Annotated in this window: 23 protein-coding genes; 6 read left to right on the top strand and 17 right to left on the bottom strand. The window is 50.1% G+C overall.

Features of this window, described 5'->3' with window-relative positions:
• Positions 1-11: 11 nt before the first annotated feature.
• The 11 genes from mpl to ffh all read right to left on the bottom strand — a co-directional run bounded on the left by mpl (position 12) and on the right by ffh (position 10,260).
• Positions 12-1,307, bottom strand: a complete 1,296-nt coding sequence (gene mpl, locus J1836_RS17055) for a UDP-N-acetylmuramate:L-alanyl-gamma-D-glutamyl-meso-diaminopimelate ligase (protein ID WP_207252315.1) — start codon at positions 1,305-1,307, stop codon at positions 12-14.
• Between the two features lie 15 nt (positions 1,308-1,322).
• Entirely contained in the window at positions 1,323-3,062 is a 1,740-nt protein-coding gene (locus J1836_RS17050; protein WP_242632969.1) for a putative bifunctional diguanylate cyclase/phosphodiesterase, read from the bottom strand.
• A 273-nt stretch (positions 3,063-3,335) separates the two neighbouring features.
• Entirely contained in the window at positions 3,336-3,680 is a 345-nt protein-coding gene (gene rplS / locus J1836_RS17045; RefSeq protein ID WP_242632900.1) for a 50S ribosomal protein L19, read from the bottom strand.
• Between the two features lie 9 nt (positions 3,681-3,689).
• Complete coding sequence (gene trmD / locus J1836_RS17040) at positions 3,690-4,439, bottom strand: tRNA (guanosine(37)-N1)-methyltransferase TrmD (protein ID WP_207253199.1); 750 nt, start codon at positions 4,437-4,439, stop codon at positions 3,690-3,692.
• Between the two features lie 5 nt (positions 4,440-4,444).
• Positions 4,445-4,951 carry a ribosome maturation factor RimM gene (gene rimM / locus J1836_RS17035; protein ID WP_207252313.1) on the bottom strand — a complete coding sequence of 169 codons (507 nt, stop codon included), beginning with the start codon at positions 4,949-4,951 and terminating at the stop codon, positions 4,445-4,447.
• Between the two features lie 6 nt (positions 4,952-4,957).
• A complete protein-coding gene (rpsP, locus tag J1836_RS17030; protein ID WP_028490312.1) occupies positions 4,958-5,212 on the bottom strand; it encodes a 30S ribosomal protein S16 in 255 nt (84 codons plus the stop codon).
• A gap of 170 nt (positions 5,213-5,382) precedes the next feature.
• Positions 5,383-6,102 carry a DUF1287 domain-containing protein gene (locus tag J1836_RS17025; protein ID WP_207252312.1) on the bottom strand — a complete coding sequence of 240 codons (720 nt, stop codon included), beginning with the start codon at positions 6,100-6,102 and terminating at the stop codon, positions 5,383-5,385.
• A gap of 127 nt (positions 6,103-6,229) precedes the next feature.
• The gene (locus J1836_RS17020) at positions 6,230-7,477 is read right to left on the bottom strand and encodes a hypothetical protein (RefSeq protein ID WP_207252311.1); all 1,248 of its coding nucleotides are present in this window, start codon (positions 7,475-7,477) and stop codon (positions 6,230-6,232) included.
• A 238-nt stretch (positions 7,478-7,715) separates the two neighbouring features.
• The gene (locus tag J1836_RS17015; RefSeq protein ID WP_207252310.1) at positions 7,716-8,084 is read right to left on the bottom strand and encodes a hypothetical protein; all 369 of its coding nucleotides are present in this window, start codon (positions 8,082-8,084) and stop codon (positions 7,716-7,718) included.
• Positions 8,085-8,403: 319 nt separating this feature from the next.
• Positions 8,404-8,793, bottom strand: coding sequence for a hypothetical protein (locus tag J1836_RS17010; protein WP_207252309.1), 390 nt, complete (start codon positions 8,791-8,793; stop codon positions 8,404-8,406).
• 84 nt (positions 8,794-8,877) lie between these two features.
• Positions 8,878-10,260: a signal recognition particle protein gene (ffh, locus tag J1836_RS17005; protein WP_207252308.1), complete on the bottom strand. Its 1,383-nt coding sequence runs from the start codon at positions 10,258-10,260 to the stop codon at positions 8,878-8,880.
• Between the two features lie 91 nt (positions 10,261-10,351).
• Here ffh and J1836_RS17000 point away from each other — a divergent pair, with 91 nt between their 5' ends.
• From J1836_RS17000 to J1836_RS16980, 5 genes are all read left to right on the top strand, one after another.
• A complete protein-coding gene (locus J1836_RS17000) occupies positions 10,352-11,161 on the top strand; it encodes a cytochrome C assembly family protein (protein ID WP_207252307.1) in 810 nt (269 codons plus the stop codon).
• Positions 11,158-11,958 carry a transporter associated domain-containing protein gene (locus J1836_RS16995; protein ID WP_242632899.1) on the top strand — a complete coding sequence of 267 codons (801 nt, stop codon included), beginning with the start codon at positions 11,158-11,160 and terminating at the stop codon, positions 11,956-11,958. Before J1836_RS17000 ends, J1836_RS16995 begins: the two co-directional genes overlap by 4 nt.
• Positions 11,951-13,315, top strand: coding sequence for a DNA repair protein RadA (gene radA / locus J1836_RS16990; protein ID WP_207252306.1), 1,365 nt, complete (start codon positions 11,951-11,953; stop codon positions 13,313-13,315). The genes J1836_RS16995 and radA overlap by 8 nt, the downstream gene beginning before the upstream one ends.
• Before the next feature lie 198 nt (positions 13,316-13,513).
• Positions 13,514-15,190 (top strand): DEAD/DEAH box helicase, encoded by a 1,677-nt coding sequence (locus J1836_RS16985; protein ID WP_207252305.1) that lies wholly within the window; start codon positions 13,514-13,516, stop codon positions 15,188-15,190.
• 10 nt (positions 15,191-15,200) lie between these two features.
• On the top strand, positions 15,201-15,404 hold the full coding sequence (locus J1836_RS16980) for a YdcH family protein (protein WP_207252304.1): 204 nt from the start codon (positions 15,201-15,203) through the stop codon (positions 15,402-15,404).
• Between the two features lie 9 nt (positions 15,405-15,413).
• On the opposite strand, the gene J1836_RS16975 is transcribed toward J1836_RS16980, so the two are convergent.
• The 4 genes from J1836_RS16975 to J1836_RS16960 all read right to left on the bottom strand — a co-directional run bounded on the left by J1836_RS16975 (position 15,414) and on the right by J1836_RS16960 (position 21,310).
• Positions 15,414-16,355, bottom strand: a complete 942-nt coding sequence (locus tag J1836_RS16975) for a Nudix family hydrolase (RefSeq protein ID WP_207252303.1) — start codon at positions 16,353-16,355, stop codon at positions 15,414-15,416.
• Positions 16,336-17,544 carry a bifunctional glutamate N-acetyltransferase/amino-acid acetyltransferase ArgJ gene (gene argJ / locus J1836_RS16970; RefSeq protein WP_207252302.1) on the bottom strand — a complete coding sequence of 403 codons (1,209 nt, stop codon included), beginning with the start codon at positions 17,542-17,544 and terminating at the stop codon, positions 16,336-16,338. Before argJ ends, J1836_RS16975 begins: the two co-directional genes overlap by 20 nt.
• Positions 17,545-17,575: 31 nt before the next feature.
• Entirely contained in the window at positions 17,576-20,284 is a 2,709-nt protein-coding gene (gene secA, locus J1836_RS16965) for a preprotein translocase subunit SecA (RefSeq protein ID WP_207252301.1), read from the bottom strand.
• 66 nt (positions 20,285-20,350) lie between these two features.
• Complete coding sequence (locus tag J1836_RS16960) at positions 20,351-21,310, bottom strand: M23 family metallopeptidase (protein WP_207252300.1); 960 nt, start codon at positions 21,308-21,310, stop codon at positions 20,351-20,353.
• Positions 21,311-21,404: 94 nt separating this feature from the next.
• Between J1836_RS16960 and J1836_RS16955 the strand changes: the two genes are divergently transcribed.
• Positions 21,405-21,824 (top strand): hypothetical protein, encoded by a 420-nt coding sequence (locus J1836_RS16955; protein ID WP_207252299.1) that lies wholly within the window; start codon positions 21,405-21,407, stop codon positions 21,822-21,824.
• Here the strand turns inward: J1836_RS16955 and lpxC are convergent.
• Both lpxC and ftsZ read right to left on the bottom strand, forming a co-directional pair.
• A complete protein-coding gene (gene lpxC / locus J1836_RS16950) occupies positions 21,821-22,738 on the bottom strand; it encodes a UDP-3-O-acyl-N-acetylglucosamine deacetylase (RefSeq protein WP_207252298.1) in 918 nt (305 codons plus the stop codon). The two genes, J1836_RS16955 and lpxC, sit on opposite strands and share 4 nt — an antisense overlap.
• A 191-nt stretch (positions 22,739-22,929) precedes the next feature.
• Positions 22,930-24,159, bottom strand: coding sequence for a cell division protein FtsZ (gene ftsZ / locus J1836_RS16945; protein WP_207252297.1), 1,230 nt, complete (start codon positions 24,157-24,159; stop codon positions 22,930-22,932).
• Between the last annotated feature and the right edge of the window lie 4 nt (positions 24,160-24,163).

Below are 24,163 nucleotides of genomic sequence, written 5' to 3'. Positions count from 1 at the left end.
TGTTCAGCATCTCAGTTAGCCAATTGCGCCAACAGCTTGTCATGAACCCCACCGAAGCCGCCATTACTCATAACTAAAACATGGTCTCCTGCTTGCGCGAGTTGCGCCACGGTAGCGACCAACACATCAATATCATCCCATTCTGGCAACTGATAAATAAAAGCATAATCAGCCACTTGTAAAGCCGCCGCGACTGCTGCCCCGTGCGTTCCCATTCGCATGGTGTTAGAACGTGGTTCTAACAACGCAATAATTCGCGCCTTACCCACCTTTGCCCGCAAACCTGCCAACGTCGTGGTAATCGCGGTCGGGTGATGCGCGAAATCATCGTAAACCGTCACGCCACGTACCGTACCACGCACCTGCATCCGCCGCTTCACCCCTTGGAACTCTGCCAAACCCGCAATCGCATGTTCCGCCGGAACGCCTGCATGACGTGCCGCAGCAATCGCTGCCAGTGCATTATTAACGTTGTGTTCGCCCAGCAAATCCCAACGGACGATGCCTTGTTCGACACCTTTGCAGAATACGCGGAATGCGCTGCCATCGGCTTGCAAATATTCTGCCCGCCAATCGCCGTCCGCAAACGTTTCCACCGGAGTCCAGCAACCCATTGCCAGCGTATCCTTAAGATTCGCCTCCTGTGCATTGACTACCGCTAAGCCACTGCTCGGTACGGTACGCATCAGGTGATGGAACTGGGTTTTGATTGCCTGCACATCAGGGAAAATATCCGCGTGATCGTATTCGAGGTTATTGAGGATTACGGTACGCGGGTGGTAATGCACAAACTTAGAGCGCTTGTCGAAAAATGCGGTGTCGTATTCATCAGCTTCCACCACAAAAAACGGTGAAGCGCCCAAACGCGCCGAAATCCCAAAGTTTTCCGGCACACCGCCAATCAAGAAACCGGGTTGCAAGCCTGCGTATTCCAAAATCCACGCCAACATACTCGCGGTGGTGGTTTTACCGTGCGTCCCCGCCACCGCCAGTACCCAACGATCCCGCAAAATATGTTCGCCCAGCCATTGTGGGCCTGAAGTGTACGGCAGATTACGGTCAAGCACGTGTTCCACAATGTCTAAACCACGGCGCATCACATTACCAACGACCAGTGTATCGGTATCGGGTGGTATATCATGCGGCTGAAAACCCTGCATAATATCCACGCCTTGCTCTGCCAGCATGGTACTCATCGGCGGATAAACGTTGCTATCCGCACCCGTAACGTGATGCCCTTGTTCACGCGCCAACAGGGCAATGCCGCCCATAAATGTGCCGCAAATACCCAGAATATGAATTTTCATCCGAATCTATAGACCTTAACTTGTGTGATTACGCACGGCTTCTTCGATGGGAATCGGTTTGGAGATGCCGTAACCTTGCCCGTAGTCTACACCAATCTCGCGCAAAATTTGTATGACCCGATCCGTTTCGACGTATTCCGCAATGACTTTCAAGCCCATCAAATGCCCAACCTGCGTCACCGATAGCACCATTGCGTGGGCAATATCATCGTTGGCAATGTCTTTAATAAAACTGCCGTCAATCTTCAAATAATCTACCGACAGGGATTTTAAATACCCAAAAGAACTAACGCCCGTACCAAAGTCATCCAGCGAGAAACTACAGCCCAAATTTTTCAAGGTTTCGATAAAGTGCTGTGCTAATTCGAGGTTATGAATCGCGACCCGTTCGGTAATTTCAAAGCAAAGCATGGCAGGGCTAATACCCGCTTCCTGAATTTCGTCTAAGACAAACTTCAGAAAGGTCGGTTCATCCAAACTTTGCCCTGATAAGTTTACTGCAAAGATCGGGCGGGGAACTTTTTGGGTAATTTCCTTCAAGGTCTGGAGCAATTTACGCACTACCCAACGATCCAAGCGTGGCATCATGGAATAATATTCAGCCGCCGGAATAAATTCATCCGGTGGTACAGGCTGATTATTCTCATCATACAACCGAATCAGCACTTCGTAATGGCTAAACGGCTTTTTAAATTCGGCGGGGCGCAAATCGTGAATAGGTTGCGCAACTAGGCGAAAGTTACCGGCTTCAAAGGCTTTTTTCAGGCGATCCAACCAAACCATATTGCCACGTTGCTTGAGTACTTCGGGGTCATCAGGTTTGTAAATATGAATGCGATTACCGCCTTTCGCCTTAGCAACGCGACACGCCGCATCCGCTTCTGAGAGCAAACGATTCGGTGTTTTCAAGGCTTTATACAAGGGGACGAACGCAATACTCGCGGTGACGTTCTGGCGCATCTTATTCCAGTCAAACGCGTATTGTTCCAACTTAATACGAATTTGTTCCGCCGCCCGAATCGCAACTGCTGGTTCAATTTCTTGAAACAGAATCCCAAATTCATCACCACCCAAACGTGCCAAAATATCACGGCGAGAATCAATTTCATCCTTGAGCATTCGTGCAATGCGCTCAATTAATGCATCACCCCCATTATGCCCCATCGTGTCATTCACCACTTTGAACTGGTCCATCGAAATGAGACAGAAGGAATGTTTAACGCCATGCTGGCGTACCTGATCAATCGCAAGCTTTAAGCGTAACTCAAAACTCTTACGATTCAGCAACATGGTTTGGGGATCATGCATTTGTACGTGATCTAAACGCACTTGCAAGGCATGAAGTTCGGTTTGATCACGCACCATCAGCATATAACAGGGATGATCAACGGCTTCAAATAAAATTGGCTGTACAGTGTAAGTGACCTGTACATCATTTAAACCGGCGGCATTCAGCAAGGCATTGCGTAACAACGGACGGTCATTGCGTTTTGCTGTATCCAACCACGCAATCGGATTACGCGTTAACAAATCAATTAAGGAAAATAATTCACCGTAGTGTTTCCCACGCGCACTACGAATTTTATATTTTAGAATTTTTTCAGCGGCGGGATTGATAAAATCAACGACACCCTTAGCATCTACTAGAATAGCCGCTTCCTGAACATCCGCCAGCGAGGAAACCAGCATATTTTGTTGAGCCAAGCGTAATTGAATGTTGAATTGACGCCGTGCAGACCAAAACCACCAGACCATGGCAGCCACAGACCCAACCACCAATATCCCCCCACTCAGGACGATATTAGATGAAAAATCAGCAATTGTGCCCACACAAATCCCCACCTAGCATAGCGTATTATCTTATGAACTATTCTATGACTTGCATAGTAGGCGCAAATAGCTAACCTGTACAGTTTTGCACGACGAAACGTTTTTCAGCCCAGTATTTCGACCTAAAAATGACAGACACAATAAAACCGACAGTATTGATTTAACACTGTCGGTTTGAGCATATCGAGCAGAAAAAGCTTAGAGCTTTTCTTTGATACGTGCAGACTTACCAGTACGCCCACGCAGGTAGTACAGCTTAGCGCGACGCACATCGCCACTACGCTTAACGGTAATGCTAGCGATGCTGTTGCTGAATGTCTGGAATACACGCTCAACGCCTTCACCGTAAGACATTTTGCGTACTGTGAAAGCGGAGTTCAGACCACGATTTTTCTTCGCAATCACTACACCTTCATAAGCCTGTTGGCGTTCTTTATCGCCGTCCTTGACACGCACTTGAACGATAACGGTATCACCGGGGTTAAAATCCGGGATTACCTTGGTCATTTGCTCTTGTTCAAGTTGTTGAATAATCGTGTTCATGATAATCCTCTAATGCAGCTCTTCACTGCTTTCAAACTCGTTTATATACTCGTTCAGCAACACACGCTCACTGTCGGTCAACTGTCGTGCCTGTAACAATTCCGGCCTGCGTCGCCATGTTTTTCCCAGCGCTTGCTTTTTGCGCCAACGGGCAATTGCGGCATGATTACCGCTTTTTAAGATGGCTGGTAATGGCATCCCTTCCAGTTCTTCTGGGCGGGTATAGTGAGGGCAATCCAGTAATCCATCAAAAAACGAATCCTGTGCTGCCGACTCCTGATGCCCCAACGTCCCCGGCAATAAGCGGGTCACTGCGTCAATCAATACCATTGCGCCTAACTCGCCGCCGCTGAGAACATAGTCGCCAATGGAACATTCCATGTCGACTTCTAAGGCAATAACGCGTTCGTCGATACCTTCATAGCGACCACACAGCAAAATCAGGTGTTGCGCTGCTGCTAGCTCAGTCACCAAAGCCTGATTCAGGGGTGCTCCCTGTGGGCTAAGGTAAACCACTTTTCCCGGATTCTCTCGGCGAGCATCACGGATAGCTTGCAACAAACAGTCGCCCTTCATCACCATGCCGGGACCACCGCCGTAAGGGCGGTCATCTACCGTGCGATGCACGTCGGTGGCGTAATCGCGTGGATTCCATTGCGTGAGGGAGATGATACCGCGCTCTGCTGCCCGACCCGTAACACCACTGCTGATGACGGACTCGACCAATTCAGGAAAGAGCGTGATAACATCAAACCGCATTGGCATTAGAATTCAGGATCCCAATCCACCGTAATACGCTTGTCATCCAGTGAAACCGACTTGATGAAATCATGCAAAACCCACGGCAACAAACGTTCCCGCTCACCCTGCACAACCAATACATCATTCGCACCAGTTTCAAACAAGTGGTCGACTTTGCCCAGCATCACGCCATTAACCGTCACCACATCCATGCCGATCAAATCAGCCCAGTAGTACTCATCTGCATCCAACTTGTGTAAGCGATCACGCGGCACACCAATTTCGCAACCGATAAACTTCTCAGCTTGGGTTCGGTCTGTCACACCCTCTAGTTGCGCAACAATCCCCTTACCCTGCACTTGTCCGTTTAGTAACTTACAAGGCTGCCATTCACCTGCAACCTTCAAAGACCAAGGGGCATACCCTAAAATCCCATCCAATTGGTGCGTGTGTGAAAACACTTTGACCCAACCTTTTATACCAAAAACAGCGGAAATTTTTCCGAGTGTTACCATATCAGGCTGGGACATAATGCTTTATGCCGCCACTGTTTCTGCGGATTCTTTCAGCAGCTTTGCAACACGTTCGGTTGGTTGAGCGCCGCAAGCGACCCAATGGGCAACGCGATCTTGTTCAATGTGCAGACGTACTTCTTGACCACGGGCGACCGGGTTGAAGTAACCAATGCGTTCAATGTAACCACTGTCACGCGGCTTGCGCTTGTCGCTAACGACAATGTGGTAAAACGGGTGCTTTTTCGCACCACCTCTAGCCAGACGAATATTGACCATGTGAAGACCTTACAAAATGCGGTTAATACGAAGCAACCGGAGCTGCCCGAAGTAAACGCGCAATTCTACGTTAATTTCAGAAAAAGTGAAGTCTTCATTAGCTTCTTACCCACAAAAAAGCCCCCGACTCGCGGAGGCTTCCTGATAAATCGGCTTTAACGAAGGTCAATTCATTGAGCAGCAGCGTATTGCGCACCACTGCGTCCGGGGAAATAGCGATAATGACCGGTAATGGGCATCTGGAAGAGCACATCTTCAATCTTCTCACCTTCCCCGATATTGTGCACAATCATGGGCCGGTTTGGATCAGCCGTGGATTTACGGTTCACCACAATCCCGATGTGTTCCTGATCGCCACCTAAGCTCCATGTCACCAAATCACCCGCACGGTAATCGGTTGGGTTGCCACTCACTGGCACTCTTCCCCCATGACGAGTGAAAAATGCCTTTAGATTATGCACACGCCGATGGTCGATATTCGGATCGGGTTTATCTAAGCCCCATTTGGGAAGATTAGGATAAGAGTAAAAATTCTGTGATATATCCTCATACACCAAGCGCTGGAGATCAACGCCCAGTTTCCGATAGGAACGAATCACCGTATCCGTACACACCCCCACGTTAGCAGGCACGTCACCGTTCGGATAGCCAATCGGCATATAACGCCCATCGTATACCACACGATGTCGCAAACGATCCAATGCTGCATATGACAAACGCTCTGGCGTTGCCACATTCCCACGAGCACTTTGCGAACGTTTTACGTCAGCAGACTTTTCAGCAACCTGCTGATTGGAACACCCTGCCATACCCGATAGCATTAAGCCACCCAGTAGCACCGCTGAAAAGCGCCACGTCGACAAACGCAGCACTTGAAAAACACCACTCATGTTATGCCACTCCTAATCCTGACATCCCCAATAAAACCGGACTCACCAAAACAATCAGTCATTATAATGGTTTTTATAATATCCCACGGCAGAATGCCAGCTTAACCCTGTGACAACACACCTAACCTTAATAGGTAGGGCATTCAGCGCGGTACGGTTCTTTTACAATCCCCCAGCGGAACGGTAATGGCGCATGTGGATCAGAAATCAACGAACCTGCTTCGACGTTCTGACGTAATTCACGCAAAGTCATCTTGTAATCCTGCTCCCCTTCCCCCACCAAGGTCATTTGTACCTCACAGAAATCATTCAGACTTTTCATTTCTTGTGGTGGTGGTTGATCTTGAGAGAAGACCGCTTTTGCCCAACGTGCAGGCTGTGAACGTGGATCAAACCGACCAACGTGATCCAAATGACGACGAATAGAGTCAAAGAACATGGTTAAACGCTTATCACGACCCGGCGTGGAATGATCATCGTATTCTTTTGCATTCATGCACTGACGACCTTGACCACGGATTTGCTGCAAATACCACTGCGCATCATAGACATAAACAGCGCGGTCATTCGCATACATGCACAACGCCAATAACAAACGTTGCGTCTTTTCATCTGCCGTTTCAGGGCGTTTCGCTAACTTACCGGAAATAACATCCGTGAATTTTACATAGTCGTATTGAAGCTCTGCCGCCAGTTGAAACTGCTCTTCGCTGTAACCCGGTTGCTCAATGGCTGCACGCATAATGTTTTGCGGCTGCTTGAAACGACGGTAGCCATCCCCCAAACGCTTATCTTCCGGCACATAGAACGGGAAAGACGGGGTACGTAACAAATAACGGGCTTGCTTAGGTGTCGTAGAAGCCATCACTTCGGCGATACCCGCTTCCGTTACATCCGCAATTTGATAAGAATGCACACCCGGCGCAACATACACGTCACCCGGTTTAATATCATTCAACGCAACTGGATAAGTATCATTTCGCAAGGACTCACTGCTGGTCATATCAGCTACGTGATTCATGAACTGTCTGACACGCTGATCAGGGGACAAATTATCCCACGTCGACATGCTGTTGTTGACCAACTTACCCGCTTTATCACGATTATTGATCACAAAAGGCAGGCGGTGTTCAAAGGCAAAGATGAGACGCATGGCGTACACCGCATCCGCGCAATCATTCTCGAATTTGTAATAAATCGGCTTAGCAGGATCCATGAAAATATCGTCTTTCCACTCAGTACGTACCCACTGGCGGTAACGATCTTCCCACGAACTATCCCACTCGTTCTCATTGGGCCACACGGCAGCGGATGCCATCGAAGACATCGACGAAATGACGGCAAACAAAAATGCCAAAGCAAACATTTTTTTCATGAAGTTTACAACTTGATACGGTTCATCAGAAGAACATTAAATAAACAGACGCCAACAGGCTCACCCATGCCTAAATGACCGGAGAAAAGCCCATAAGTTCCCAAAGACCGCTAGCGTAGATTGACTTATGGATAATTTCAATAAAAAACTGCCCAGTCACGCCGTAACCGAGCAGTTTTATGCGAGATTGGTGGTAAAAACTTGCGCATCAACCACCGATAACGTTAACCAGAAATAATTACTTCTGATATTGCTGCATGACCGACTTAGAAGACTGATCCATAGAAACTGCGCCTTTGTAGTTACCTTTGGCTTTCACTTTAGGTACAACTGGGCGATTGCCTTGACCAGCAACACAACCGTAAACGTGCTTATGACCAGCAACATCACCGGGGTGGCTGTGGCATTTTTGAGCGCAATCAGGTGCTTCGTCATGGCAATGCTGACCAGCAGGTTTTGCTGCTTTATCAGCAGGTTTTGCTGTATCAGTAACAGGTGCTGCTTGTTGAGCCGTTTGTTGGCTCATGCCACCCATTTGTTGGCAACCAGTAGCAAACATAGCGGCAACCAACAGGGTTGCGAGTGTCAATTGAGATTTGATTTTCATCGTCTTAGTCTCTTTCATTGTTTAAGGAAAACATACGAAGTGTAGCAAAGAATTCGGATGTTCTTGCGCACTACTCCGCGCAAATTTAGCACGAATGCGCACAAAAAACCTATGAAAAACGTGAGTTATCCCACCTATAGATTCAGATATACCCCATTCAAAACCGGAAAATAGGTTGCATCAAATACCACCAGTCTTCAAACAAAAATATATTTATACCAAAATAAAAACTTATGACAAAAAAAAGCCTCTTGACGAGTCAAGAGGCTTTGCAAAACACAGCGCTCGTAACGAGAACTGTGTTTTTAGGCAAACCAGATTACTTCTGGTATTGCTTCATTGCTGCTGCAGAAGCTGCATCTTGTGCGACTGGGCCTTTGTAGTTGCCTTTCGCTTTCACTTGCGGAACGCGTGGCTGAATTTGACGAACAGGAGGAGCAACTGGTGGAGGAGTAACAACAGCTGGAACATCAACTTTTGGCGTTTCAGTTACTTGTTGACCAGTAGACTGTTGAGCACCCATTTGTTGGCAACCTGTTGTCAACAGACCAGCGAACAAAATACCAGCGATAGCCACTTGAGATTTGATTTTCATAATAGTAAAACTCTCTAAACAATTGATTTGGAAAGGGAAAACTTTGTCTAACCAGAATTGGCATGGACATAAGTTATAATCCAGACCATGAATTTTCTGGATGATGCGCATCATACAACCAGACAATCCACTAGGCAAACCCATCTTAGCGCAAAATTCCTTAATGGTCGCTAGAAATATCGAAAAAGCCTAATATAGCTACCCCGGAAAGCCACCCATAGGTGGAAATCCACCGCCCGTCGGTAATTTTCCTGTCATACCGCTCATCAGTTTGCGTAAGCCACCTTTGGAAAACTGCTTCATCATCCGGCTCATCTGCAATTGCTGTTTTAACAAGCGGTTCACATCCTGCACTTGCAAGCCACATCCAGCGGCAATACGGCGCTTGCGGGAGGACTTAATCAAATCGGGGTTGCGCCGCTCTTCCAACGTCATCGAGTTGATAATGGCAATCATGCGACGCACTTCTTTGTCATTTGCCTGATCTTTGACATTGGCAGGTAGATTACCCATCCCCGGCAATTTATCCATCAAGCCCGCCATGCCGCCCATTTTCAGCATTTGTTGCATCTGGTCACGCAAATCCTCGAAATCGAACGATTTACCCTTATTGAGTTTTTTCGCCAGTTGCGCGGCTTTTTTGTGGTCGACTTGACGCTGCGCCTCTTCAATCAGACTCAATACGTCGCCCATACCCAGAATGCGCGATGCCATCCGATCAGGGTGGAATGGCTCAAGCGCATCCAGCTTTTCGCCCATCCCGATGAATTTGATCGGCTTACCAGTAATGTAACGCACGGACAGTGCCGCACCACCCCGCGCATCACCATCCGCCTTGGTCAAGATCACGCCCGTCAGCGGCAAGGCATCCCCAAAGGCTTTCGCGGTATTCGCTGCATCTTGCCCTGTCATGCTATCCACCACGAATAGCGTTTCGATGGGATTTGCAGCGGCATGGATAGCCTGAATTTCTGCCATCATCTCCGCATCGACGTGCAAACGCCCTGCCGTGTCGATGATCAGCACATCCATGTACTTGAGCTTGGCTTGCGCGACAGCCGCTTTAGCAATGTCTACAGGCTTTTGCCCCGCATCACTGGGGAAGAATACTCCCCCCGTTTGCCCCGCAATGGTTTCAAGCTGCTTGATCGCCGCAGGACGGTAAACGTCGCAACTCGCTACCATCACCGACTTATTCTGGCGCTCTTTCAGAAAACGGGTTAGCTTGCCCACCGTGGTGGTTTTACCTGCACCTTGCAAACCTGCCATCAAAATGACCGCTGGCGGCTGGGCATTCAATGACAAATTTTCGTTGGCTTTGCCCATCAGCTCAACTAACTCGTCGTTCACAACTTTGATTAAAGCTTGACCGGGGCTAAGGCTTTCCAACACCTCCTGACCAATCGCACGCTCACGCACCCTGTTGGTGAACTCACGCACCACCGGCAACGCCACGTCCGCTTCCAATAACGCCATCCGCACATCACGCAAGGCATCTTTAATATTATCGTCGGTCAGACGTGCCTGACCGCGCAGTTTTTTTACCGTCTGCGAAAGACGTTCACTTAAATTCTCAAACATGATTTGACTTCTTGCTAGTCCGATTCAGGCACAAGTTGCTATCATAACACTTAACTGAATTTTGTAGCTAACCGGTGAAACCCGTTTGACAATGACAATAACACTTAATTTGTGCGCCACACTGGCTTGGTTGGCAACATGGTTGCTGATTGGCGGGCGATTGCGTGACCGCCTACAAACCCGTTCCCCCAAACACCGTCATGCCCTCATCGTCCTGTGGGTAGTCGCCTTAGGGCTGCACGGTGGCACTATCCTGCATCAGGTTTGGCAAGCGGGCAGCATATCCATCAGTTTTGCGGCAGCCAGCTCCATTGTTATGTGGCTATGCAATCTCTTGCTGTTTATCACCATGTTGAGCCGTCCGTTAGAAACCTTGGGTATTTTTGTCGTACCGATTACCTTGAGCGCGATGCTGCTACCGCTACTGAGTCCCGCGCAAACGCCCACCATTAATCTCAATAACGGCTTAGGCGTACATATTTTCACCTCACTGCTGGCGTACAGCATGTTGACCTTAGCGGCGCTGCAAGCCTTGTTACTAGCGCTGCAAAATCGGCATTTACATAACCACCATCCGGGGGGATTGATTCGCACCCTGCCGCCCTTGCTGGATATGGAAGCCTTGCTATTCAAACTAATATTGCTGGGCATTATTTTGCTGTCCTTCGGGTTACTCAGCGGCGTGCTGTACATCGACAACCTCTTTGCCCAACACCTCGTCCACAAAACCATCTTGTCGATTATCGCGTGGATTGTCTTTACGGTCTTGCTAGTCGGGCATTGGCAGTATGGCTGGCGTGGACGTATCGCCATTCGTTGGACATTGAGCGGCTTTTTCATCCTAATGCTCGCGTTCTTCGGCAGCAAATTTGTGCTGGAATTTCTGGTGAAGCCCTTGTGAATGTTGCTGCTTCCTTGCAATGGCTGCGACGCTGGTTAGATTGCTGCCGCAACAAGCCGCCGCGTATTGCCCCAAACCACGTCGAGATGCTGCAACGTATCATGGATTTGGAAACCACGACTGTCAGCGACATCATGATTCCGCGCAATCAACTGGTAGGCCTAGCCCTAGACGATGACTGGAATGAGCTGGAAGAACAACTCATTAACAGCCATTTCACCCGCCTACTGGTTTACCGTGAAAACCTCGACAATGTGATTGGCTTTGTCCACTTGCGCAAACTTCTACCGCTGTTTCGCGATGGACATCTGGATCGAACACGCTTTGAAGCCAGTATCCGCCCCGCCTATTTCATCCCAGAAAGCACCTCACTGACCCAGCAATTGTTAAACTTTCAGCAAGAAAATCGCCGCATCGCGCTAGTCGTGGATGAATACGGTGAAATCCTCGGTCTGATTACACTGGAAGACATCCTCGAAGAAATTGTTGGCGAATTTTCGACAACACCCGCCACCCAAACCCATGAAATCCGCCCACTCAACGATGGCAGTTACTGGGTAGACGGTGCTGCCAGTATTCGCGACATCAACCGCGAACTCGGTAGCCGCTTTGCTGCCGAAGAAGCCAACACGCTCAACGGCTTGATTTTAGAATACCTCGAATCCATCCCCGTCCCCGGCATGACCGTTCTCATTGACGATTACCCGCTGGAAATCCGCAAAACGCGCAATAATGCGGTCAAGACCCTGATCATCCACCCCAAAATCCAGCGTTTACGGATAAACAACAATGAGTAAAGCCAAACTCCAGTATTACTGCACCGCCTGCGGCAGCGTACACACCAAATGGGGCGGACAATGCGGCGATTGCGGCGCATGGAATACGCTGGAAGAAGCCCTCAGCCTTCCCGCCAGCAAAAACCCCGTCAATACCCGTGCAGGGGGCTACGCAGGCGAACAACCCGTCATTCGCTCCCTACACGAAGTCAGCCTGACCGAAACCCCCCGCATCCTCACCCACCAACCCGAACTGGATCGCGTCTTGGGTGGCGGATTAGTCGCAGGTTCAGTAGTGTTGATCGGTGGCGACCCCGGCATCGGCAAATCCACCATTTTGCTACAAACGCTCGCTACGTTGACCGAACTAAAAAGCTTGTATGTCACCGGCGAAGAATCCTTGCAACAAGTCGGTCTACGCGCCCGCCGTTTAGGGCTACCGACCGATAACTTACGCCTGCTCACCGAAACCTGCGTGGAAAGCATCCTCTCGCTGGTATCGCAGGAAAAGCCGCATCTGATGGTGATCGACTCGATTCAAACCGTGTTCACTGACAGCTTGCAAGCCGCTCCTGGCTCAGTCAGCCAAATCCGTGAAGCCGCTGCCAAGCTAGTACGCTTCGCCAAGCAAACCAATACCGCTATGTTTCTTGTTGGTCACGTCACCAAAGAAGGCACACTCGCAGGCCCCCGCGTCCTCGAACACATGGTCGATACCGTGCTGTATTTTGAAGGCGACCCCGGTGGACGTTATCGGATTATTCGCGCTGTCAAAAACCGTTTCGGCGCAGTCAACGAACTCGGCGTATTTGCCATGACCGAGCAAGGCTTGAAAGGGGTCAGCAATCCTTCCGCCATTTTCCTCTCGCGCCACGAAGAACCCGTTTCCGGCAGCGTCATTATGGTGACACGCGAAGGCACACGCCCACTGATGGTCGAAGTACAAGCTCTCGTCGACCAAAGTCACGGGGCAGCACCACGTCGCGTTACCTTGGGTTTGGAACAAAATCGCCTTTCCATGCTCTTAGCAGTGCTACATCGTCATGCCGGAATTTCAATGTTTGACCAAGACGTATTCATTAATGTTGTCGGTGGTGTTAAGATTTCAGAAACCGCTGCTGATTTATCATTGTTGTTAGCGGCACTTTCGAGTTTTCGCAACCGTCCTCTGCCTGCTGATCTAGTGGTTTTTGGAGAAGTTGGGCTGGCTGGCGAAATTCGCCCAGTTCCAAACGGTGAGGAGCGTTTGCGTGAGGCTGCCAAACACGGTTTTAAACAGGCTATCGTAGCGAAAGGAAACAAACCACGTCACCCCATTGAGGGAATGAAGGTGGTCGCCGTTGCCAGATTGGAGAAAGCGATAGAAATTGTGATGTAAATTCGCAACAATAACGTGCATAATTGTTGACTCTCAACAACAGATATAATAATTTTATTATTAGGTTCGGGCCGCATAAACGTTACAAACACAGGTACGGGCAGTCGTTGAGGGCATCTTGTTGCTAACTTTCTCTCTCCAGTTTGATAGTACTTATTCATTACTCTCACCCACATTCACAGACGGGGAGTACTCATCTTGTCTTTTTCAGAATTAGGCTTAAATCCAGATTTTGCGGCGAAAATTGAGGCTGCTGGTTACGAGAATCCGACTGACTTACAGAAACAGTTGATTCCGCTCGTGGCGCAAAACAAGAGTGTCATCATCTGGACACAATCGGCTTCCGGCAAAACCGGGGCATTTTTGATACCCGCCATCAACCATGTGTTGGCGCATCCCATCGAAGAGCAACGGCATACCCGTATCTTGATCTTGACCTCACGCCGTGATCGCGTGAACCAGATCAACTACACGATTAAACGTCTCATGGGAGATGAGCAGCAAATTCGCTCCGGCTTCATTGTGAGCGGTCGCCCTTATCAGCCACAGATGCGCTTGTTACGCCGCCCCTTGGACTTAATGATAGCCACCCCCGGGCGATTAAACGACTTGGTAGACAACAACAAAGCCGACTTTTCCAAGCTGGAAATGCTGGTAATTGACGACCTAAGCGCTATCTACCACAAAGGTTTGCATGGGCTGATCAACAAAATTCTTGCTGAACGTACCACCGCTTGTCCGGTTATCGCGTTTGTACGCCCCGAAAATGACATTGCCGGTTACGCCCGTGCAGTATTGGCGGGTGCTGAAGAAATCGAAGTTGACGATGACCGCAACCCACTGCGCTTGATTCCGCAAGTGGTGCACCTCGCCGACGATTACACCCACAAAATTGCGCTAATGGATCACTTGCTGGATGAATTTTCCGGCGAACCGACCGTCATTTTTACCATTACCAGCAAAGTCGCCAAGGCGTTGGCAGAAAGCCTCGCTAACCACGGACACATGGCTGAAGTGGCGGCAGACCTGCCCGAATCCGAACGCAACGGCAGCGCATCACCGATTCTCATCTACGCAGACCAAGACGCTTTGCCGCCGAATCTGCACGGTGATGAACACATTATCAACTTTGAATTGCCCCAAAAAGTTGAAGATTACGAAAAACGCTTGCACGATATTAACCCCGATTCCCGCGAAGAAGCGGTTATCGCCGTGGTCTTGCCGCGTGAACGTGACAACTTGAAACTGATAGAAACGTTTCTGGGGGATTCCATCGAACAATGCACCCTACCGGGTCTTGCGCCACTGGAACATACCTCCGGCTTCACCCCCGCCGTGCGTTCACCGCGAGCACCTCGCAACAACCACGAAGGACAACGCTTCAGCAACGGCAATGGCGGCAGACAAGGCGGCGAACGTGACCGTGGTGCTCGCCCCCAACAAGGTCGTTCCGGCGGCGGTGCAAACCAACAACGCCCACCCCATCAAGGGCAAGGCGGTAATGGTGGCGGCGGACGCAGCTATCCAAATCAACAGCAAGGTCAAGGTGGTCGCCGCGATAGCCGTCCTGACAACCGCCCCGCACAAGGGCAAGGGCAAGGGCAAGACCAGCAACCACAAACCAACGCCAATATGCCTGCGGATCGCCAACAGCGCAAAGGTCCTTACGGTCGTCTCAACGGGGGCGCACAACGCAAACGCGAAGGCGGCTCTTACACCGGCAGCAGCAATCCTGCACCACGTCGTGACCAAGGCGGCTCTTACGAAATTGGCAGTTGGGAAAAACCTGACTATACGCAACAGGGTGAAAAACCTAAAACAGATAAACAAGTCGTTATCCGTTACAAGGAAAAACGCCGTATCGTGACCAAGTAAATACATCAATATGCTGCAAGACACGGAAGAACTGCACCGCAAACTCGCGGAATTAACCCAAGAACACCGGGAACTGGATGAGGCGATTGCGCAAGTCACGCAAGAGCCTCCTTACGATCAGCTCAAGGCATCGCGCTTAAAGAAACGCAAATTATTGTTGAAAGATATGATTGCACGACTCAACAGCCAGTTGATTCCCGACTTAAACGCTTAACACCGTGCGCTAAACGCCATCCCACACACTGCGGATGGCGGCGATGCCTTGCCCACCATTCAGCCGCGCCGTTGCAACGTGGCTGTTCTCCATACCGCCGAGGGCATATACCGGAAAATTCACGTCCTCCACCGCTGCCGCAAACGCCGCCCACCCCAAATGCGCCGCCCCCGGATGCGATAGCGTCGGCAAGACCGGCGACAGCAAAGCAAAATCCACCCCAATCTCTGCCGCCCGCTGCAATTCCCGCCCATCATGGCAAGAAGCCGACAACCATTGCCCTGCCCGTCGGGGCGTATGCCATAGTTGGGAACTGGTCAAATGCAAACCATCCGCTTCCGCTATCGGGATAGGCGGTGAATTCAACACAACCTTCGCCTCAAATTCATGTGCCAACGCGATAACTTCCCGCGCCAGCGCCACGTAATCATCAGCCGCGAGCGACTTCGCCCTAAACACCACCAAACGAATTCCCGCGTGCAACCGCTGCTCCAACTGGTGTAAAAACTCAGCAGTATTGTGCGGTTCAGGTGTAATCAGGCAACGCTCAGGCAGGCGAGCAGCAGTAATAATCGGGTAATTCGCGGGAGGAAATTCGAGAGTAGGCAATTGTTCGGCGGTATACCACGCCACTAGCTGACCTTCGCGCCCATGTGCAACACCACTGAAAGCGATGACTTCCCACACATCCAGCAACACCGCCCGTTCTGGATACACGTAGCGAACTTTGATAAGCGGGTGCGCTTGTTGCACGTTAATGCCGAGTTCTTCGTGAAGTTCGCGGCTCAAACCCTGCAAAGGTGTTTCACCGGATTCGACTTTACCGCCGGGGAATTCCCATTTACCACCCTGATGTTGGTGGGTAGGGCGTTGCGCTAACAGTATCCGACCATCGTTGCCACGGATAACCGCCGCAACGACATGCAAATACTCAACTGCGGTATTCGGCATTGATTTTGACGTAATCGTAGGAAAAATCGCATGTCCACGTCGTCGCACTGGCTTCGCCACGCCCTAAATGGATGCGAATGTCGATTTCTTCGCGTTTGGTTTCTGCCGCGCCTAATTCTTCGCGATAAGTCGGCGCAGGTTCACCGTTTTCGATCAGCAAAGTTTCACCCAACCAAATACTGATACGACTCACGTCCAACGCATCCACATGACTGCGCCCGACTGCGGCAAGGATGCGCCCCCAATTCGGGTCACTGGCAAACAAAGCCGTTTTTACCAACGGCGACAGTGCCACCGTGTTGCCGACAATACGCGCTTCCGCACGCGTTGCCGCGCCTTGCACATCAATGCTGATGAATTTGGTTGCGCCTTCGCCATCCCGCACAATCGCTTGCGCCAGATACAAACACACATCCAGCAAAGCGGCTCGGAACGCAGGCAAACCATCGCCGCCCACGTAAACGCCTGAACTGCCCGTTGCCATCACGATCAGTGAGTCGTTGGTAGACGTATCACCATCCACCGTGATGCAGTTGAAGGTTTCTTCCACCACTTCATTCAACAAGGTTTGCAGCGTCTCTTTTTCAACCAAGGCATCGGTGGCCACATACGCCAACATGGTTGCCATATTGGGGTGAATCATGCCCGCACCTTTGGCAATTCCCGTGATCGTCACAGTTTCGCCGAAGATTTCCACCTGACGGCTAATCGCTTTGGCAATCGTATCCGTCGTCATAATCGTGCGCGAGGCTTCCATCCAAGCATCAGCATCGAGCTTGGCAAAGACTTCAGGTAATGCAGCCGTGATTTTTTCAACAGGCAATTGCTGCCCAATCACACCGGTTGAAAAGGGCAACACTTGCTCTGCCCAACACTCACCCAGCTCTGCCACCTGTTCGCAGCTTTCCCGTGCTGCCGCCATACCCGGCTCACCCGTACCCGCATTCGCGTTACCGGCATTGATCAGCAAGTAACGCGTATTGGAATGCAGCAAGTTAGCGCGGCACACATGCACAGGTGCGGCACAAAACGCATTGCGGGTAAACACGGCAGCGGTGTGGCTGCCCTGCTCTAACTCAATCAGCAGTAAATCGTTACGATTCTTGTAACGAATTTCCGCGTTTACCGATGCCAAGCGCACGCCAGCAATCGGCAATAAGGTGTCGGGTGCGTGTAAGTTGACTGCCATGTTACCTACTTCCTTATAAAACCAAACGAACTCAGACCAATTGACCGTGGCAACTCTTAAATTTCTTGCCAGAGCCACACGGGCATGGGTCATTACGCCCAACTTTTACGCCATCACGCTCGTAAGGATTGCTGCTATCACCAACGACGGCATCCACGACTTCCTCGTCCTCAAACGCGTTACCTGCATCGGGATGCGTAAACGCCATCGCTTGCGGCTCATGCTCTTCCAACTCTGCCATTGCCTGTTGCGGCTCTTGCAATTGGATGCGCATCAGAAACGCCACAACGTCATGCTTGATACGTTCCAGCAATTGCTCGAACATCTCGAAGGCTTCGCGCTTGTATTCCTGCTTCGGGTTTTTCTGCGCATAACCGCGCAAACCAACGCTTTGACGCAAGTAATCCATCGCCGCCAGATGCTCTTTCCACTCGCCATCCAGCACATGCAGCATCACATCGCGTTCCAAACGGCGCATGTTCGGGTCGCCAATCATCTCTTCTTTATTTTGGAGGACAGCAGCAACTTGTTCCTGCACACGGTCACGCAAACTTTCTTCGGGCAAGTTTTTCTCTGTTGCCAACCATTCTTTGAGCGGCAAATCCACGCCAAACTCAGTGTAAAGCTGCTTATAAAGACCGTCCACATCCCACTGTTCAGCAAGGCTACCGGGCGGAATGTGCGACGCAAACATCACATCTACCACGTCTTCGCGAATCGCGTCGATGGTGTCTTTAATGTCATCCACTTCCAGCAAATCGTTACGCTGGGAATAAATCACCTTACGCTGATCGTTGGCAACATCGTCGTATTCCAGCAAATGTTTGCGGATGTCGTAGTTGTGCGCTTCAACTTTGCGCTGCGCATTTTCAATGGATTTGGATACCAGACCGGCTTCAATCGCCTGACCTTTTTCCATCCCCAAGCGCTGCATCATACTTTTCACCCGATCAGAGGCAAAAATACGCATCAAATTATCTTCCAATGACAGGAAGAAACGGGAAGAACCGGGGTCGCCTTGACGACCTGCACGACCGCGCAACTGGTTGTCAATACGCCGCGATTCATGGCGTTCTGTACCGAGGATATGCAGACCACCCGAAGCCACCACTGCATCGTGACGCTTCTGCCACAGGGCTTTAATTTGGCTCACGGCTTCAGGATTGGGGGTTTCGCCGAGTTGCTTCAGCTCTTCATCCATACTACCGCCGAGCACGATGTCCGTACCACGACCGGCCATGTTAGTCGCAATCGTCACCGCCGCAGGGCGACCCGCATTAGCAACAATGTGCGCTTCACGTTCGTGTTGTTTGGCGTTGAGGACTTCGTGCGGAATCCGTAACTCTTTGAGCTTATTGGAAACCAATTCCGACGTATCAATCGACGCTGTACCGACCAACACAGGGCGACCTTTTGCCACCTGCTCTTCGATTTCTTTGATGATAGCGTCGTATTTCTCTTCCGCTGTCAGGTAAATCAAGTCGTTAGAGTCAATACGCTTCATCGGACGGTGCGTAGGAATAACCACGACTTCCAGCCCGTAAATTTGTTGCAATTCAAACGCTTCCGTATCCGCCGTCCCCGTCATACCAGAAAGTTTTTCATACAGACGGAAATAGTTCTGGAAGGTGATCGAAGCCAGCGTTTGGTTTTCCGCTTGAATCTCAACATGCTCTTTAGCTTCAATAGCTTGATGCAAACCTTCTGACCAGCGCCGTCCCGGCATGGTACGCCCAGTAAACTCATCAACAATGACGATTTTTCCATCACGCACAATGTAATCGACGTTACGTTGGAACAGCGCATGAGCACGCAGTGCCGCGCCTAAGTGATGCAAGACGCTGATACTGACCGTATCGTACAAGCCTTGACCTTCCGGCAGCACACCCGCTGACCACAGCAACTGCTCAGCACGTTCCTGCCCTGCTTCGCTCATGTAGACCTGACGGGCTTTTTCATCGACCAAATAATCGCCGGGTGCATTTTCTTCCGGCTGCTTTACCAACATCGGGATGAGCTGGTCGATAGCCATGTAAAGCTGGGACGCATCGTGGCTAGGCCCCGAAATAATCAGCGGAGTACGCGCTTCGTCGATTAAGATCGAGTCGACCTCATCCACAATCGCGTAGTACAAATCGCGCTGCACACGGTCTTCCTTACGGAACGCCATATTGTCACGCAAATAGTCGAAACCGAATTCGTTGTTCGTGCCGTAAGTGATGTCCGAACCATACGCTGCACGGCGTTCTTCGGAACTCAACCCGTTGATGATCACGCCAGTGGTTAAGCCCAAAAAGCCGTACAACTTCGCCATCTGCGCCGCGTCGCGTTGCGCCAGATAGTCGTTGACCGTGATAACGTGCATCCCCTTACCGGGCAAAGCATTCAGGTAAGCTGCCACCGTAGCGACCAAGGTTTTACCTTCGCCCGTTTTCATTTCAGCAATTTTGCCGTCATCCAACACCATGCCACCGATCATCTGTACGTCGTAATGACGCAACCCTAAGACACGATGACTGGCTTCACGCACCACCGCAAACGCTTCGGGCAACAGGCTTGCTAAGGTTTCATCCTTCTGCAATCGCTGACGGAACTCGGTGGTTTTAGCCGCTAATTGCGCGTCAGATAAGCCTTTGTACTGCTCTTCAAATGCATTGATTTTCTTAACGGCTTTAGAATAAGACTTGACCAAACGGTCATTACGGCTGCCAAAAATCTTTTTGGCTACAGAACCCAACATACGTTTTTCTCTCTTGTGTGACGGTTTGCACCGTATTATATACAGTTTAACTGGCTATACGGTGAATTATTCTTCGTGTCCCAAGTATTCACGCGGGTTGACGGGTGCACCATTCTTTAACACTTCCAGATGCAAGTGCGAGCCGGTCGAACGCCCGGTGCTCCCCATCCATGCCACGTTATCACCTTTTTTCACGACTTCGCCTTCAACCACTTTCGTCGTACTTAAGTGCGCATAACGGCTAATCAAGGCATCACCGTGGTCAACTTCCACCACATTGCCGTAACCGTCATTACGGTTGCCTGCAAAGGAAACAACTCCACCGCCAACCGCGAAAATATCCGTACCCTGTGGCCCTGCATAATCGACCCCTTTGTGCATTTTCTGACGACCATTGAAAGGGTCACGCCGGAAACCAAATTCGGAAGAAATATAGCCACTGTGTACCGGACGACCAGACGGCAAGACCTCTTGTTGCAAAGTAACACCTTCAAGGATCTGTTCTAGCGTCGACAACATGCCTTTCTGGCGATCTACGCTATTCTCAGCATCTTGAAAAGCAGACAATAATTCATTGGAAGACGTTTTGTGTTGACCCGATAATACCTCTTGGTCAACACCGCCGCGCCCCGGCTTGGTATCCAAAGCAAACTCTTGCGGGTCGAGCTTAGCCTTGTCGGCGACGCGTTTAGCCAACGCATTCAAACGCGCTATTTCCGCTTCCAAATTTCCCAGCCGCACGGACAAGGTATCCACATCAACCGTATAGTTGGCATAGGTTTTCTTAATTTGGTCAACCGTGGAAATTTGTTGCTCTAACGCTGACAACAATTTTCCCGCATCATTACCGGAAAGGGCGCTATGTTGAGGTGTTGCATCGAGTCGATACAGCCCAAACATTTGGTTGACAGAAAGCCCCACCAACAGCAAGGCGACAATGCCAGCGGGGATAATAAGGTGCTTCCACGGGTGGAGCATAAACGATGAACGGCGCGAGCCATCATCACTAAGACAGATTACCTGCATGATAGTAAATCTCTTGGATTTCTCACTAACTCACAAAATGCGACCATAGCGTTTATAATAGAAGATTACTGGTTTCGGGGGAGAAACAAATACGATGAAAAAAATCAATCAACTGATTAACCGAAGTGTTGATCAAAAACTTCACCAAATGGACACACTTGCAGAAATCATTGCTCACTTCTTTTCCATTTCTGTTGAAAATCGCTTTTGGCCTTTGTTGAAAAACCAACGCATAACACTCCTCACCGACGACCCTCATTTTGCTACGCAAGCCCGCTTTCAGCAGCACTTGTTATGCAAATATTTAAGCAAATGCTTAAACATTAACATTCGCGGCATTGATATTAAGGTCATCGGCTTACATCTTGCAAGTACCGAGCAAAAAATGGGCGATTTCCGCACCTCTAACCATGCTGCACACATTATGCAAAGTATCGCCCAAGGCATTGAAGATAAAGAACTTAGTGATGCCGTAACGCGACTTGCCAAGACACTCAGTCGACCACGCGTTTAAATGCTCGCATACACGTAACTGTCCGCAAAGATCGCTTGTTCTTTTTGTTTATTGTCGAGCGTGACCATTTCCCACGCATCTTGTTGTTGCAGCAATTCACGCGCCAGCAAATTATTAATGGCATGACCCGATTTATAACCAACATAAGCACCAATAATACCGTGACCTAAGGTATATAAATCACCAATCGCATCCAAAATTTTATGGCGAATAAACTCGTCGCTATAACGTAAACCATCCTGATTTAATACACGAAATTCATCCAGCACAATGGCGTTTTCCAAACTACCGCCTAAGCCCAGATTACGGGAACGCAGCATTTCAACATCACGCATGAAACCGAACGTCCGCGCCCGCGCAATTTCGCTCGCATACGCTTGGCGCGAAAAGTCGATTTCCAAAGATTGTCCGGTGGCACTCACCGCTGGATGATCAAATTCGATCTCGAAACTGGCTTTGAAACCAGCATACGGCAACAACTTTGCCCAACCCGTACCACGACTCACTTCTAACGTTTTTTTGATACGAATGAAGCGCTTAGGTGCTTTCAATTCTTCAATACCTGTCGACAATAACAAGTAAAGGAAGGGAGCGGCACTGCCATCCATAATGGGAATTTCAGCGGCATCCAAATCCACGTACAGATTGTCGATACCTAAACCGGCTAATGCCGACAGCAAGTGTTCAATGGTCGAAACCCTTGCGTCTTTGTCAATTAAAGCGGTACAAAGCATGGTCTCGCCTACCCGTTCAGGGTGAAGCTCGATCAACGCGGGGGGATTCATATCAATCCGGCGAAACACAATGCCGGTATTAGACGGTGCGGGGCGTAAAGTCATCGAGACTTTTTTGCCAGAGTGCAAACCGATACCAAGCGTTGATACCGTTGCTTTTAATGTCCGTTGCCTTAACAAGGTATACTCCCTTTCGTTGTTGGCGCGTTACTTTTTAGAATAGGTGAAGTCTAGTCGATATGACTTGTTACAGTCTGAACAAGTTTCAACATTTTCTAAAAAACTGCCCGACAGGTACTCCGTTGGCATTGGGGCGTTCCCCCAATGCCGCGACGGGCATGTCGATTTATCAACGAAACAAGTACTAAACCTTAGTCAGCCTGCTTACGCAGGAACGCGGGAATATCCAAGCTGCTTTCAATACCACGCGAGCTATAAGCCGTATCGCGTCCATAAGATTTCACGCCGGGAATATCACGCGCCAATTCAACGGGCGGTAAATCACGTACCCGATTGCGTTGCTCATTCAGCACGGCTTGCTGCTGGGCATGACGATCCATTCCGCGATCATGACGATCCATCCCACGGGTGGGTTGCTGCTGGCTCACCACGGACAACGCAGGACGTGTCGCTGTCGTTAAACCCGCTTCTTCCAAGCCTGTCGCCACAATCGTGACACGGATTTTATCGCCCAGCTCAGGGTTCAAGGTTGTACCAATGATCACATTCGCATCATCGGCAGCAAACTGCCCTACGACAGAGCCAACTTCCTCAAACTCGTGCATGGTCATATCCATGCCACCGCTGATGCTCACCAGAATACCGTGTGAACCATCCAAACGGATGTCTTCCAACAGTGGGCTGGAAATTGCCATTTGGGCAGCTTTAGAAGCGCGGTCTTCGCCTTGCGCTTCACCAGACCCCATCATGGTCACACCACCGTTGCACATGACTGCACGCACGTCAGCAAAGTCCACGTTGATCAGACCGGGGTTGGTGATCAATTCCGCAATGCCCTGTACCGCTTTGAGTAATACATCGTTAGCCGCTTCAAACGCTGACATCAACGACACATTCTTACCCAACGAAGTCAGCAACTTCTGGTTCGGAATAGTAATCAGGGAATCAACATGCTTGTGCAACTCCGCAATCCCCGCATCGGCAGACTTCTTGCGGCGTGAACCTTCCATCAGGAACGGACGTGTTACTACTGCCACGGTCAGAATACCCATGTCACGCGCAATTTCAGCGATGACTGGCGCAGCACCCGTACCTGTACCACCACCCATACCGGCAGTAATGAACAACATATCCGTGCCGCTAACCAGTTCTTTGATGCGCTCACGGTCTTCAATGGCGGCTTCCCGCCCGATTTCAGGGTTTGCACCCGCACCCAGACCTTTGGTCAACGATGTGCCCAATTGCAGGACGCTTTTGACTCCAATGCCTGACAGGGCTTGGGAATCGGTATTGGCACAGATATATTCGACACCTTCGATACCGGATGCCAGCATGTGCTTGACAGCATTGCCACCGCCACCGCCGACACCAATAACTTTGATTGCAGCACCTTTGGCTGCACTATCCATTAATTCAAACATGCCC

It is taken from the genome of Thiothrix fructosivorans (genome assembly GCF_017349355.1).
Classification (GTDB): Bacteria; Pseudomonadota; Gammaproteobacteria; order Thiotrichales; family Thiotrichaceae; genus Thiothrix; species Thiothrix fructosivorans.
Note: the sequence above shows the minus strand (reverse complement) of the source record. Positions and strands in the feature narration are given on the sequence as shown.

Excerpts from the sequence above, each read along its gene's own strand:
- mpl (WP_207252315.1), bottom strand. The coding sequence starts at position 1,307 with ATGAAAATTCATATTCTGGGTATTTGCGGCACATTTATGGGCGGCATT.
- J1836_RS17050 (WP_242632969.1), bottom strand. The coding sequence starts at position 3,062 with ATGGTCTGGTGGTTTTGGTCTGCACGGCGTCAATTCAACATTCAATTA.
- rplS (WP_242632900.1), bottom strand. The coding sequence starts at position 3,680 with ATGAACACGATTATTCAACAACTTGAACAAGAGCAAATGACCAAGGTA.
- trmD (WP_207253199.1), bottom strand. The coding sequence starts at position 4,439 with ATGCGGTTTGATGTTATCACGCTCTTTCCTGAATTGGTCGAGTCCGTC.
- rimM (WP_207252313.1), bottom strand. The coding sequence starts at position 4,951 with ATGTCCCAGCCTGATATGGTAACACTCGGAAAAATTTCCGCTGTTTTT.
- rpsP (WP_028490312.1), bottom strand. The coding sequence starts at position 5,212 with ATGGTCAATATTCGTCTGGCTAGAGGTGGTGCGAAAAAGCACCCGTTT.
- J1836_RS17025 (WP_207252312.1), bottom strand. The coding sequence starts at position 6,102 with ATGAGTGGTGTTTTTCAAGTGCTGCGTTTGTCGACGTGGCGCTTTTCA.
- J1836_RS17020 (WP_207252311.1), bottom strand. The coding sequence starts at position 7,477 with ATGAAAAAAATGTTTGCTTTGGCATTTTTGTTTGCCGTCATTTCGTCG.
- J1836_RS17015 (WP_207252310.1), bottom strand. The coding sequence starts at position 8,084 with ATGAAAATCAAATCTCAATTGACACTCGCAACCCTGTTGGTTGCCGCT.
- J1836_RS17010 (WP_207252309.1), bottom strand. The coding sequence starts at position 8,793 with ATGATGCGCATCATCCAGAAAATTCATGGTCTGGATTATAACTTATGT.
- ffh (WP_207252308.1), bottom strand. The coding sequence starts at position 10,260 with ATGTTTGAGAATTTAAGTGAACGTCTTTCGCAGACGGTAAAAAAACTG.
- J1836_RS17000 (WP_207252307.1), top strand. The coding sequence starts at position 10,352 with ATGACAATAACACTTAATTTGTGCGCCACACTGGCTTGGTTGGCAACA.
- radA (WP_207252306.1), top strand. The coding sequence starts at position 11,951 with ATGAGTAAAGCCAAACTCCAGTATTACTGCACCGCCTGCGGCAGCGTA.
- J1836_RS16980 (WP_207252304.1), top strand. The coding sequence starts at position 15,201 with ATGCTGCAAGACACGGAAGAACTGCACCGCAAACTCGCGGAATTAACC.
- J1836_RS16975 (WP_207252303.1), bottom strand. The coding sequence starts at position 16,355 with ATGCCGAATACCGCAGTTGAGTATTTGCATGTCGTTGCGGCGGTTATC.
- argJ (WP_207252302.1), bottom strand. The coding sequence starts at position 17,544 with ATGGCAGTCAACTTACACGCACCCGACACCTTATTGCCGATTGCTGGC.
- secA (WP_207252301.1), bottom strand. The coding sequence starts at position 20,284 with ATGTTGGGTTCTGTAGCCAAAAAGATTTTTGGCAGCCGTAATGACCGT.
- J1836_RS16960 (WP_207252300.1), bottom strand. The coding sequence starts at position 21,310 with ATGCAGGTAATCTGTCTTAGTGATGATGGCTCGCGCCGTTCATCGTTT.
- J1836_RS16955 (WP_207252299.1), top strand. The coding sequence starts at position 21,405 with ATGAAAAAAATCAATCAACTGATTAACCGAAGTGTTGATCAAAAACTT.
- ftsZ (WP_207252297.1), bottom strand. The coding sequence starts at position 24,159 with ATGTTTGAATTAATGGATAGTGCAGCCAAAGGTGCTGCAATCAAAGTT.